Source organism: Klebsiella terrigena (assembly GCF_006539725.1).
Taxonomy (GTDB): domain Bacteria; phylum Pseudomonadota; class Gammaproteobacteria; order Enterobacterales; family Enterobacteriaceae; genus Klebsiella; species Klebsiella terrigena.
In genome coordinates this window covers 36,768-49,512 of the sequence record NZ_BJNO01000018.1, presented here as the reverse complement: position 1 = coordinate 49,512, position 12,745 = coordinate 36,768, and the positions used below count along the sequence as shown (strand labels likewise).

Annotated in this window: 11 protein-coding genes and 1 pseudogene; 6 read left to right on the top strand and 6 right to left on the bottom strand. The window is 58.1% G+C overall.

Annotation, left to right across the window (positions count from 1 at the left end; translation table 11 throughout):
* The first annotated feature begins 21 nt into the window (after positions 1 to 21).
* Positions 22 to 2,334 (top strand): annotated as a pseudogene (locus RTE01_RS18645) (YgiQ family radical SAM protein).
* Between the two features lie 82 nt (positions 2,335 to 2,416).
* Here the strand turns inward: RTE01_RS18645 and dkgA are convergent.
* Entirely contained in the window at positions 2,417 to 3,244 is an 828-nt protein-coding gene (gene dkgA / locus RTE01_RS18640; RefSeq protein ID WP_041147262.1) for a 2,5-didehydrogluconate reductase DkgA, read from the bottom strand.
* A 145-nt stretch (positions 3,245 to 3,389) separates the two neighbouring features.
* Entirely contained in the window at positions 3,390 to 4,553 is a 1,164-nt protein-coding gene (gene yqhD, locus RTE01_RS18635) for an alcohol dehydrogenase (protein WP_141335262.1), read from the bottom strand.
* A 196-nt stretch (positions 4,554 to 4,749) separates the two neighbouring features.
* On the opposite strand from yqhD, the gene RTE01_RS18630 reads away from it, so the two are divergent.
* Positions 4,750 to 5,649: an AraC family transcriptional regulator gene (locus RTE01_RS18630; RefSeq protein WP_041147260.1), complete on the top strand. Its 900-nt coding sequence runs from the start codon at positions 4,750 to 4,752 to the stop codon at positions 5,647 to 5,649.
* A 52-nt stretch (positions 5,650 to 5,701) separates the two neighbouring features.
* On the opposite strand, the gene yghB is transcribed toward RTE01_RS18630, so the two are convergent.
* Both yghB and metC read right to left on the bottom strand, forming a co-directional pair.
* Positions 5,702 to 6,361: a DedA family general envelope maintenance protein YghB gene (gene yghB / locus RTE01_RS18625; RefSeq protein ID WP_041147259.1), complete on the bottom strand. Its 660-nt coding sequence runs from the start codon at positions 6,359 to 6,361 to the stop codon at positions 5,702 to 5,704.
* A gap of 130 nt (positions 6,362 to 6,491) precedes the next feature.
* Complete coding sequence (gene metC / locus RTE01_RS18620; RefSeq protein WP_115191865.1) at positions 6,492 to 7,679, bottom strand: cystathionine beta-lyase; 1,188 nt, start codon at positions 7,677 to 7,679, stop codon at positions 6,492 to 6,494.
* A gap of 249 nt (positions 7,680 to 7,928) precedes the next feature.
* Between metC and exbB the strand changes: the two genes are divergently transcribed.
* The 4 genes from exbB (at position 7,929) to yghX (ending at position 10,883) form a co-directional block, all read left to right on the top strand.
* Positions 7,929 to 8,660 carry a tol-pal system-associated acyl-CoA thioesterase gene (exbB, locus tag RTE01_RS18615; RefSeq protein WP_041147257.1) on the top strand — a complete coding sequence of 244 codons (732 nt, stop codon included), beginning with the start codon at positions 7,929 to 7,931 and terminating at the stop codon, positions 8,658 to 8,660.
* Positions 8,661 to 8,666: 6 nt separating this feature from the next.
* Complete coding sequence (gene exbD / locus RTE01_RS18610) at positions 8,667 to 9,092, top strand: TonB system transport protein ExbD (RefSeq protein WP_041147256.1); 426 nt, start codon at positions 8,667 to 8,669, stop codon at positions 9,090 to 9,092.
* Between the two features lie 141 nt (positions 9,093 to 9,233).
* Positions 9,234 to 9,728 (top strand): TIGR00645 family protein, encoded by a 495-nt coding sequence (locus RTE01_RS18605; RefSeq protein ID WP_041147753.1) that lies wholly within the window; start codon positions 9,234 to 9,236, stop codon positions 9,726 to 9,728.
* Positions 9,729 to 9,995: 267 nt separating this feature from the next.
* Entirely contained in the window at positions 9,996 to 10,883 is an 888-nt protein-coding gene (gene yghX, locus RTE01_RS18600) for a YghX family hydrolase (RefSeq protein ID WP_134527784.1), read from the top strand.
* Positions 10,884 to 11,003: 120 nt separating this feature from the next.
* Here yghX and yghU read toward each other — a convergent pair whose 3' ends face one another.
* A complete protein-coding gene (yghU, locus tag RTE01_RS18595; protein WP_041147752.1) occupies positions 11,004 to 11,870 on the bottom strand; it encodes a glutathione-dependent disulfide-bond oxidoreductase in 867 nt (288 codons plus the stop codon).
* Positions 11,871 to 12,015: 145 nt separating this feature from the next.
* Entirely contained in the window at positions 12,016 to 12,576 is a 561-nt protein-coding gene (locus RTE01_RS18590; RefSeq protein ID WP_041147254.1) for a DsbA family protein, read from the bottom strand.
* Between the last annotated feature and the right edge of the window lie 169 nt (positions 12,577 to 12,745).

The following is a 12,745-nucleotide window of genomic DNA, read 5'->3' as shown; positions in this document are numbered from 1 at the left end:
TAACCGGACAACGGTTAGGGTATGAGAAAATCCTCCTTCATTTCCTGCGTCAATCCGGCTTATAATCGCCGCCCTTTGGTTATTTTTTTATCATTTTTTTTCCCGGAAGCAATATGAGCGCAATATCCCTGATCCAACCGGATCGTGACCTATTTTCCTGGCCGCAGTACTGGGCCGCCTGTTTTGGCCCCGCGCCGTTTTTACCCATGTCACGCGAAGAGATGGATCAACTTGGCTGGGATAGCTGCGACATCATCCTGGTAACCGGCGATGCGTACGTCGATCACCCAAGCTTCGGCATGGCTATCTGCGGCCGCATGCTGGAGGCGCAGGGGTTCCGCGTCGGGATTATTTCCCAACCGGACTGGAACAATAAAGATGACTTTATGCGCCTCGGTAAACCGAACCTGTTCTTCGGCGTCACCGCCGGCAACATGGACTCGATGATCAACCGCTACACCGCCGACCGCAAGCTGCGCCATGACGACGCCTACACCGCAGGCAACGTCGCCGGCAAGCGTCCGGATCGCGCCACCCTGGTCTATACCCAGCGCTGCAAAGAGGCGTGGAAGGACGTCCCGGTTATTCTCGGCGGCATTGAGGCCAGCCTGCGTCGTACCGCGCACTATGACTACTGGTCCGATACCGTGCGCCGCTCGGTGCTGGTTGATTCCAAGGCCGATATGCTGATGTTCGGCAACGGTGAGCGTCCGCTGGTAGAAGTGGCGCACCGTCTGGCCGCCGGCGAGCCGATCGCCCAGATCCGCGACGTGCGCAATACCGCCATCATGGTGAAAGAAGCGCTGCCGGGCTGGAGCGGCGTCGACTCTACCCGCCTCGATACGCCGGGTAAAATTGATCCGATCCCGCATCCGTACGGCGAAGATCTGCCGTGCGCGGATAACAAAACCGTTGAGCCGGCAAAGCAGGAGGTGAAACAGGTCACCGTTCAGCCGCCGCGCCCGAAGCCGTGGGAAAAAACCTACGTTCTGCTGCCGTCCTTTGAGAAGGTCAAAGGGGATAAGGTACTGTACGCCCACGCGTCGCGCATTCTCCACCATGAAACCAACCCGGGCTGCGCGCGCGCGCTGATGCAAAAGCACGGCGAACGCTATATTTGGGTTAACCCGCCGGCCATTCCGCTGTCGACGGAGGAGATGGACAGCGTGTTTGCGCTGCCGTACAAGCGCGTTCCGCACCCGGCGTACGGCGATAGCCGCATCCCGGCATATGAGATGATCCGCTTCTCTATCAACATTATGCGCGGCTGCTTTGGCGGCTGTTCCTTCTGTTCGATAACCGAGCATGAAGGGCGCATTATTCAGAGCCGTTCCGAAGACTCGATCATTAACGAAATCGAAGCGATTCGCGACACGGTCCCGGGCTTCACCGGGGTCATCTCCGACCTCGGCGGCCCGACGGCCAATATGTATATGCTGCGCTGCAAGTCGCCGCGCGCGGAGCAGACCTGCCGTCGCCTGTCGTGCGTTTATCCGGATATCTGCCCGCATATGGATACCAACCACGAGCCGACGATTAATCTCTACCGCCGCGCCCGCGATCTGAAAGGTATCAAGAAAATCCTCATTGCCTCCGGCGTGCGCTACGACATTGCCGTGGAGGACCCGCGCTACATCAAAGAGCTGGCGACCCACCACGTGGGCGGCTACCTGAAGATTGCCCCTGAGCATACCGAGGAAGGCCCGCTGTCGAAGATGATGAAGCCGGGAATGGGCAGCTACGATCGCTTCAAAGAGCTGTTCGATAGCTACTCAAAACAGGCGGGTAAAGAGCAATATCTGATCCCGTACTTTATCTCCGCGCATCCGGGCACCCGCGATGAAGATATGGTGAACCTGGCGCTGTGGCTGAAGAAAAACCGTTTCCGTCTGGATCAGGTGCAGAACTTCTATCCGTCGCCGCTGGCTAACTCAACCACCATGTATTACACCGGCAAGAACCCGCTGGGCAAGATTGGCTATAAAAGTGAAGACGTGGTGGTACCGAAAGGGGATAAGCAGCGCCGCCTGCATAAAGCGCTGCTGCGCTACCACGATCCGGCAAACTGGGCGCTGATTCGCCAGGCGCTGGAAGCGATGGGCAAAAAACACCTGATCGGCTCACGCCGCGACTGTCTGGTGCCTGCGCCAACGCTGGACGAGATGCGTGAAGCGCGTCGCCAGAATCGCCATACCCGCCCGGCCTTGACCAAGCATACGCCGGTTGAGCATCAGCGGCAGACGCCGGCCAGCGGAGCGAAAAAACGCGTTCGCTCTGCGTCCCGCTAAAATGAAGTGCCCCGGCAGCGCAAGGCTGGCCGGGGAGATGGAATAAGGGATGAGGTCGCCCGGAGCGGGCGGCCGCTGCGTTACCGTCCGGGATAACCGAAAAACCGCTCTGCGGTCAGGAAGAAAGATTAGCCGCCAAACTGGTCAGGATCTGGCCCGAGGCGCTTGTTGATATCGAGTTTCGCCATGGCTCCCAGTTCGTCTTTATCAAGACGGAAGTCCCAGACGTTAAAGTTCTCCACGATACGCGAAGGGGTCACCGATTTAGGGATCACCACCAGGCCGTTATCGAGGTGCCAGCGGATGACAATCTGCGCCGGCGTTTTGCCGTATTTATCGGCCAGCTCGCGGACGATTTTCTGATCGAATACGCCTTCGCCCCCCTGAGCCAGCGGGCTCCAGGATTCGGTCTGGATTTTATGCGTCGCGTTCCAGGCGTGTAGCTGACGCTGCTGGAGCAGGGGATGGAGCTCTACCTGATTAATCACCGGCACGACGCCGGTTTCATCAAGCAGCCGCTGCAGGTGGTGGACCTGGAAATTACAGACGCCGATGCTTTTGGCCAGCCCCTGTTTTTGGAGCTCAATCATGCCCTTCCAGGCTTCAACAAAATGGTCGATCGCCGGAACCGGCCAGTGCATTAAATAGAGATCGACGTAGTCGAGCTGCAGCTTGCTCAGGCTCTCCTGCAGGGCTTCATGCGGACGTTTTTGATCGTCGTTCCAGAGCTTGGTGGTGATAAACAGCTCATCGCGAGGGACGCCAGCCTGGCTCAGCGCGCTGCCGACGCCGGCTTCGTTTTGGTACGCGGCGGCGGTGTCAAAAGAGCGATAACCGACTTCCAGCGCCTTGTGAATGGCGGAGACGACCTCCTCGTTGCCTGCTTTCCACACGCCGAGACCCAGCTGTGGCATCAGGTTGCCGTCGTGCAGTTTTATCACGGTTGGATGTGTCATGCCTTCCTCCTGTTAATGAAACTTAGCGGGGTACATTTCGCTAAGGGGTAGCATTAAGTCTGGACGAAATAGCTAAAAACGGTAGTTAAACTCCTCTCCTTCGCATTCTATGACGCGAAGGAGAGGGCGTATCAGCAGGGGAAAATCAGCGCGCAGCCTCGTAAATACGGCGGCTGACGTCGAGAGTGATATCCTGGTTTTCACCGAGCTGAGCCATGCCGTGTTCTTCCAGTTTAGCCAACAGCGCCGGGATAGAGCTACCGTCAAGACCGTAGCCGCTCAGGCGAGTCGGCACGCCGAGCTGCTCGAAGAAATTGCGCGTTGCGGCGATGGCCGCGTCGATGCGCTCGTCTTCAGAACCTTCGGTAATATTCCACACGCGGGCGGCGTACTGCAGCAGCTTAGCGCGTTTGGTGTCGCGTTTTTCATTCCACAGCACCGGTAGAACAATGGCCAGGGTCTGGGCATGGTCAAGGCCGTGCATGGCGGTCAGCTCATGTCCCAGCATATGCGTTGCCCAGTCCTGCGGCACGCCGGCGCCGATCAGGCCGTTTAACGCCTGGGTCGCCGCCCACATAATGTTGGCGCGAACGTCGTAGTTTTCCGGCTCTTGCAGCGCTTTCGGGCCATCTTCAATCAGGGTCAGCAGAATGCCTTCGGCAAAGCGGTCCTGGATTTTGCCATCAACCGGGTAGGTTACGTACTGCTCAACGGTATGGACAAATGCGTCAACCACGCCGTTAGCAACCTGACGCGGCGGCAGGGTGTAGGTATAAACCGGATCGAGGATCGCAAACACCGGCTGCACGTGGGAGGACATAAAGGCGCGCTTGTCGCCGGTGGTTTTACGCGACACGACGGCGCCTTTATTGGACTCGGAGCCGGTCGCCGGCAGCGTCAGCACGGAGCCCATTGGGATGGCGCTTTTGACGTTTTGACCGTAGGTTTCGAGAATTTCCCACGGATCGACGCTTTCATCATAGTGCGCGGCTGCGGCGATAAACTTCGTCCCGTCGAGCACCGAACCGCCGCCGACGGCCAGCAGGAAGGTGATCTGCTGTTCACGGGCAATTTTGACCGCGTTCATCAGCGTTTCGTAGGATGGGTTCGGTTCAATACCGCCGAATTCCAGCACTTCAAAATCGCTCAGCGCGCTCAGGGCCTGATCCAGGACGCCGGTTTTTTTCACGCTGCCGCCGCCGTAGGTGACCAGAATGCGGGCCCCTGCCGGGATTTGATCGCGCAGGTTTTCGATGGCGCCTTTACCAAACAGGATACGGGTTGGGGTATACAGATCGAAATTATTCATTGCTCATGACCTCAATAAGAGAAAACTGCCGGCGGAGAAGATATCCCGGCCAGATGACGAACATTGTGGTCCTGTCATCCGTTCCCCTCAATGCACATTCCTGCCGATGTCTTGCCCATTTCTCCGTGGGGCTGGAGAAAAGGCAGCGGAGTGCGCACAATAGAGACGTGGAAAAACGACTGGAGAGTCACCGTAAATGAAGCGTGCCCAGATATGTCAGCTGCTAACGGAAAAGGTTAACAAGCTGAAAGATAACGAAGAAAACCTCAGCGAGCTGCTGCCTGATATTCGGTTATTGTACGGCACGCAGCCGGGGACACGCACGCCGGTAATGTACCAGCCCGGCATCGTTTTTCTCTTTTCCGGTCATAAAATTGGTTACATTAATGAACGGACTTTTCGTTACGACACCAACGAATATCTGCTGCTGACGGTACCTCTGCCGTTTGAGTGTGAGACCTTCGCGACGCCGGAGGTACCGCTGGCGGGGCTGCGGCTGAACGTTGATATTCTGCAGCTGCAGGAGCTGCTGATGGATATTGGCGAGGATGAGCGCTTCCAGCCGGCGGTGGCGTCGAGCGGGATTAACTCGGCGGCACTCTCTGAGGAGATTTTGTGCGCCGCTGAACGGCTGCTGGACGTGATGGAGCGGCCGCTGGATGCGCGCATCCTGGGCAAGCAGATTATTCGCGAGATGCTCTACTACGTGCTGACCGGGCCGTGCGGCGGGGCGCTGCTGGCGCTGGTCAGCCGGCAAACGCACTTCAGCCTGATTAGCCGCGTTCTCAAGCGCATTGAAAGCCAGTACACCGAGAACCTGAGCGTCGATCAGCTGGCGGCGGAGGCCAACATGAGCGTCTCGGCGTTTCATCACAATTTTAAATCGGTCACCAGCACCTCGCCGCTGCAGTATCTGAAAAGCTATCGCCTGCATAAGGCGCGGATGCTGATGATCCACGACGGGATGAAGGCCAGCGCGGCGGCGATGCGCGTGGGCTACGAAAGTGCGTCGCAGTTCAGCCGGGAGTTTAAGCGCTATTTTGGCATGACGCCGGGCGAAGACGCGGCGCGGATCAGAACGATTCAGGGGATCTAACGGGAAATGCACGCTTCGGGAAGGCGCGCTGGCGCCCTCCCGGGAAGGTCAATCAGGCGCTGCAGAACTTTTTCTTAATGACCACCACCAGCGTACCCAGCAGCCCGGCAACCAGCAGAGCGATAGGCAGGATCATCAGGCAGGTCATCACCTGATCTTCGTGGCGCTTGACGAAAGGGATCATGCTGAGCGCATATCCGAGCCCGGTGACCACGCCGACCCACAGCAGCGCGCTGAGCCAGTTGAAGAACTGGAAGCGGCGGTTGGAGAGCCCGGAAATACCGGCCATTGTTGGCAGCAGGGTGCGAACGAAGGCCAGGAAGCGCCCGGCCAGCAGGGCCAGCAGCCCGTGCTTATCGAACATGCAGGTCGCGCGCTGATGATATTTCTGCGGCAGATGGGCAAGCCAGCCCTTAACGGTCTCGGTATTGCCGAGCCAGCGCCCCTGAATATAGCTCAGCCAGCAGCCGAGGCTGGCCGCCGCGGTCAGAATGGCGAGGGTAGGCACAAAGTCCATGACGCCTTTCGCAATCAGCGCGCCGGCGAGCAGCAGCAGGCTGTCCCCGGGTAAAAACGAGGCCGGCAGCAGACCGTTCTCGAGAAACAGGGTCGCGAACATGACCAGATATACAACGCCCACAACGTGAGGGTTCGCCAATGCGGCAAAATCATGTTGCCAGAGCGCGGCGACAATCTCTTGGATAACAACCATGGACTTTCCTAAGTGGTACCGTATTTTTGACTAGTGTACTCCTGAAGAGCCCCGAACACCTTGATCCCGGGCGCAACAAAAGCGGCCGCCTCTAACAGAACGTCCGCAATTATTGCCACTGGCCGTCACTTTACACGATACGCGCGAAGCCCGCCGCTAAATCCGCCAGCAGATCGTCAACATTTTCTAAACCGATATGGACGCGAATCAGCGTGCCGCTGAAATCGACTTCCGCCTCGGGGCGGATGGCGGCGATGTGCTCCGGCTGGTTAGCCAGGATCAGCGATTCGAAACCGCCCCAGGAGTAGGCCATGCTGAACAGGCTGAAGTTGTCCAGATAAGTGGACAGCTCGGCGTCGTTCAGCCGCTTATTGAGAATAAACGAGAACAGGCCGCTGCTGCCGGTAAAGTCGCGCTTCCAGAATTCATGCCCTTTGCTGCCCGGCAGCGCAGGATGGTTGACCCGCGCCACCTGTGGATGCTGCGCCAGCCATTCGGCGATGCGCAGGCTGCTCTCGTGGTGCTGACGCAGGCGCACGCCGAGGGTGCGCAGGCCGCGGCTGGTCATATAGGCGGTATCCGCGTCGAGCATCTGCCCCATCAGATAGGCGTTCTCACGCAGCTGGTCCCAGCAGCGCGCGTTGGCAACCGCGGTGCCGACCATCGCATCGGAGTGGCCAATCAGGTATTTGGTCCCGGCCTGAATCGAGATATCGACGCCAAAATCCAGCGCCCTGAACAGCACGCCGGCCGCCCAGGTGTTGTCGATCATGATGATTGCCTCCGGGGCAACGCTGCGCACGGCCGCGACGATCGCCGGAACGTCGTGGACCTCCATAGTGATTGAACCCGGAGACTCGAGAAACACCACGCGGGTATTCGGCTGGACCAGACGGGCGATATCGGCGCCAATCAGCGGATCGAACCAACCGGTGCTCACGCCGAGCCTGGCAAGCACCTTGGTACTGAAGTCCTGGCTCGGCTCATAGGCGGTGTTGGTCATCAGAACGTGGTCGCCCTGCTCAACAAACGCCAGAATCGTATTGGCCACCGCCGCCGCACCGCAGGGGAACAGGGCGCAGCCGGCGCCGCCTTCTAGCTCGCACATGGCTTCCTGCAGCGAGAAGTGGGTCAGCGTGCCGCGGCGGCCGTAAAACAGCTCGCCCTTCGCCCGGTTGCGGGTGGCATGTTTCTTATCTTCGACGGTGTCGAACACCAGCGACGAAGCGCGCTGTATCACGCTGTTTACCGATCCGAGGGTATATTTTTTACTGCGTCCGGCGTGGACCAGAGCGGTATCAAGATGTTTGTCAGCCATGTTTTTTGCCTGTTTTTATACGTCTGGACGTCTAAACTAGCATGAATACCCGGAGCTGTACCGGCTAACGACGGATACAGGCAAAAATTTTACCAAATCCCCCGGCTGCCGCTTTTTTACTGCGTAAGCGCAAGGAAAATAAACGTGATTTGCTGCACAGTGTAAATACTAATGAGAACCACTATCAATTCGATGCCGTTTTGATATTATTATGCTCAGATTTTGTGATTTACGTCCTGGAGACTCAGAGTGGGTAATAATTTGATGCAGGCGGATCTTTCCGTTTGGGGTATGTATCATCATGCCGATATTGTCGTTAAGGTCGTGATGATTGGCCTGATTCTGGCGTCGATAGTCACATGGGCTATCTTCTTCGGCAAGGGTGCTGAAATCCTCTCCAGCAAGCGCCGCCTCAAGCGCGAACAGCAGCTTCTCGGCGAAGCGCGCTCCCTCGACCAGGCCAGCGACATCGCCAACGCTTTCGATCCTAAAAGCCTGAGCACGCAGCTTATCAACGAAGCGCAGAACGAGCTCGAGCTGTCGGCTGGCGTCGAAGATAACGAAGGCATTAAAGAGCGTACCGGTTTCCGCCTTGAGCGCCGCGTGGCGTTTGTGGGTCGCTATATGGGCCGCGGAAACGGCTACCTGGCGACCATCGGCGCCATCTCCCCGTTCGTCGGCCTGTTTGGTACCGTCTGGGGCATCATGAACAGCTTTATCGGCATCGCCCAGACTCAGACCACCAACCTCGCGGTTGTCGCACCGGGCATCGCGGAAGCGCTGCTGGCAACGGCAATCGGCCTGTTTGCCGCTATCCCGGCGGTGGTTATCTATAACATCTTCGCCCGTATGATCGGCAGCTACAAAGCCACTCTCGGCGACGTCGCCGCCCAGGTATTGCTGCTGCAAAGCCGCGATCTGGACCTGAGCGCCAGCGGCTCTTCGCCGGTACGTACCGCGCAGAAATTACGAGTAGGTTGATGCTTTATGGCGATGCATTTTAACGAAAACCTCGATGATAACGGCGAAATGCACGATATTAACGTGACGCCGTTTATCGACGTCATGCTCGTGCTGCTGATTATCTTTATGGTGGCCGCTCCGCTGGCGACGGTTGATGTGAAGGTCAACCTGCCCGCCTCCTCCAGCCAGCCGCAGCCGCGTCCGGAAAAGCCGATCTATCTGTCGGTGAAGGCGGATAAAACGATGTTCCTCGGCAACGATCCGGTGACCGAAGAGAGCATGATTAACGCGCTGAATACCCTGACTGAAGGTAAGAAAGACACCACCGTCTTCTTCCGCGCCGATAAAACCGTGGACTACGAGACGATGATGAAAGTCATGGATACCCTGCACCAGGCGGGCTATCTGAAGATTGGTCTGGTGGGCGAAGAGACCGTTAAAGCGCAGTAGCCCTCACCAACATCTCCCCAGGAGGCTGGCCTTGTGCCGGCCTTTTTTATCTCTGTCGATCCGCGGCGCTGACCGGATGTTGCAATCACGCTGGCGGGTTGCGATATAATGCCGATCGTTTTTTTTAACTTACAGGGTCTTATGGAACGCTTTCTGGAAAATGCCATGTACGCCTCACGCTGGCTGCTGGCACCGGTTTATTTTGGTCTCTCTCTGGGACTGGTGGCGCTGTCGATCAAATTTTTTCAGGAGATCCTCCACATCCTGCCGCATATCTTTAGCGTAGGGGAGTCGGACCTGATCCTGACCCTGCTGTCGCTGGTGGATATGACGCTGGTCGGCGGCCTGCTGGTAATGGTGATGTTCTCGGGGTATGAAAACTTTGTCTCTCAGCTGGATATCAACGAGGGCAAAGAGAAGCTCAGCTGGCTGGGAAAAATGGACGCCACTTCGCTGAAAAACAAGGTTGCGGCCTCCATCGTTGCGATCTCCTCGATCCACCTGCTGCGGGTGTTTATGGATGCCAAAAACGTGCCGGACAATAAGCTGATGTGGTACGTCATTATCCACCTGACCTTCGTGCTGTCGGCGTTTGTGATGGGCTATCTCGATCGCCTGACCAAAGTTAAGCACTAGTTCCTGCCTGCCCGGCAGCGTTTAGCTGCCGGGCGAGCGGTTTGCCTCTCTGACGAAGTCTGCCACATATTCATCTGACCAACCGCCGCGTGCTGGTCGCTCTGCGCCAGCTCTCCCAGCTCTCCCAGCGCTCTCTGCGCCAGGCTACGATCCCGCTTCTTTTCATACAACGTTCCCGACTCTCACGGGATCGCGCTGCGCGGGATTTCTGGCGTCCCGGCGAGCTTATGCTTTGCTTAAAGGGCCTTCACTAACGGAGAACACGCGATGACGCGACTGACGGCCAAAGATTTCCCGCAACAGCTGCTCGAGTACTACGACTACTATGCCCACGGTAAAATCAGCAAACGTGAGTTTCTCCAGCTGGCGGGGAAATATGCCGTCGGCGGAATGACCGCCCTGGCGCTGTTTAACCTACTGAAACCCAACTATGCCCTGGCGGAGCAGGTGGCGTTTACCGACCCGGATATCCGCCCGGAGTATATTCACTACCCCTCTCCCGACGGTCATGGCGAGGTGCGCGCATACCTGGTGACGCCGACGAAGATCGCCGACAAAGCCGCGGCGGTGGTGGTGGTGCATGAGAACCGTGGCCTCAATCCCTATATTGAAGACGTTGCCCGGCGGGTGGCGAAGGCGGGCTACATCGCCCTGGCACCGGACGGCCTGAGCTCCGTCGGCGGCTATCCCGGCAATGATGATGAGGGGAGAGAGCTGCAGCAGAAAGTCGATCCCGTGAAGCTGATGAACGATTTTTTCGCCGCGATCGCGTTTATGGCGAAGCATCCGCAGGCGACGGGAAAAGTCGGCATCACCGGCTTTTGCTACGGCGGAGGCGTCAGCAACGCCGCCGCGGTGGCGACCCCGGAGCTGGCCTGCGCGGTGCCGTTCTACGGCCGGCAGCCGCCGCTCAACGAAGTCGCCAGGATTCAGGCGCCGCTGCTGCTGCACTACGCCGGCCTCGATAGCGGCATCAACCAGGGCTGGCCGGCCTATGAAGAGGCGCTGAAAGCGCAGCATAAGGTCTATGAGGCCTATATTTATCAGGGCGTTAATCACGGGTTTCATAATGACTCCACGCCGCGCTATGACCGGGAAGCGGCGGAGCTGGCGTGGCAGAGAACCCTGGCCTGGTTTGAGAAGTATTTACGCTAGCGTCATCGATTATGGATTTCTTTAAAGAGGGGAGTTCCGGCACCGCGATGCGCTACTTTATGGCGGGATAGCGCCTGGAGCGCTAATAGCCGAAGGCCGAAGCCTTCGGCTGGGATGGCCTTATGCCTGGCGCTTGTCTTCGGTTTGGCTGTCGAAGTCGCTGGCGCTATGGCGCTCGTGGAGCTGCTCGTTTAGCGGGCCGTTGGTGCGGTTAACGATCCGTCCGCGCTGAACCGCCGGACGGCTGCCGACCTCCTGCGCCCAGCGCAGAACGTTTTTATAGCTCCCGGCGTCGAGGAATTCGGCAGCGTTGTAAACGCCTCCGAGTACCACGTTGCCGTACCACGGCCAGATAGCCATATCGGCGATGGTGTACTCTTCTCCGGCGACGAAGCGATTATCGGCGAGCCGCTTATCCAGCACGTCGAGCTGACGCTTGGCTTCCATAGTGAAGCGGTCGATGGCGTACTCGATTTTCACCGGCGCGTAGTTGAAGAAGTGGCCAAAGCCGCCGCCGAGGAACGGCGCGGCGCCCTGCAGCCAGAACAACCAGTTCAGTGTCTCGGTGCGCCCGGCCGGATCTTTTGGCAGGAAGAAACCGAACTTCTCCGCGAGATAAAGCAGAATGCTGCCGGACTCAAACACGCGGGTTGGCGGGGTGGTTGAGCGATCGCTCAGCGCCGGGATTTTTGAGTTCGGGTTCACCGCAACAAAGCCGCTTGAGAACTGATCGCCCTCGCCGATCCGAATCAGCCAGGCGTCATACTCCGCATCGCTCACGCCGAGCGCCAGCAGCTCTTCCAGCAGGATCGTCACCTTCTGGCCGTTAGGCGTGCCCAGGGAGTAAAGCTGAAGCGGATGTGAGCCGACCGGCAGCTCTTGTTCATGCGTTGCGCCGGAGACAGGACGGTTGATGTTGGCGAACGCGCCGCCGTTGTTCTGCTTCCATTCCCACACTTTCGGGGGTTGGTAGTTATTCTCTGACATGCTGGTCTGCCTTTGTAGTGAGGTGTTCAGGGAGTGTAGCAGGTGGCGTAGTAAGGATTTAACAGTGTGAGGCTTATTCACCCGCTGGCGATATTCCCGGACGGTTTCCCCGGCCGCGTTACGCTCACCGGGGCAGCGCCCTAACTCAGGCCATTATCCGCGCGGCCCAGACGCTAATATCGTCGCCGCTGCCGAGATCCGCCTGCACCAGCCCGTTGACCATAAAGGTTGGCGACACGTGGATGCCGTTCTGGCGCGCATATTTGCTGTGCCATTTGATCTCCGCCTGCAGCTCAGGGCGGGCGAACGCTGCGGAAAGCAGAACGTGGCTGTAGCGCTCGATACGCTCAACGATTTGCTGCGGAGTGGCGTTCATATTCGGCCCGCTGCAGTGATCGGTAAATTCGAACTCTTCGCGATGGTCGGCCACGGCTTTTAGCACCTTATGCGCCTGCTCTCTGCCGTGCGGCAGGGTGGAGGCCGCCAGAATACAGCGCACGATGACCCCCGAGAACATATGCCAGGGCTGGGACTGCAGGCGAATTTTAATGGTCACGTTATCCGCGCCGACCTCGTCGAGCAGGTCGTCGAGCTTATTGAATGCGCGTACCGAATAGGGGCAGGTCGGCTCCAGGAAAACCTCGAAGGTGCGCGGGCCATGTCCCCAGACCAGCGGTTGCGCTTGCAGATGCGGTTGTGTGCTCATAATCAACTCCTGACGTTAATTCGCTATTTGTTGTTATATCTCAGATAAACGATATCACTTTTGCCCTGCGGCGCAGGGTTATTTTCCGTAAGGGCACAATTAGCGAATCGAATGAGTGGTATCATTATTCCACCTCTGTCTGGTAAGTGCCTGCGGCAGGATAAGAAGA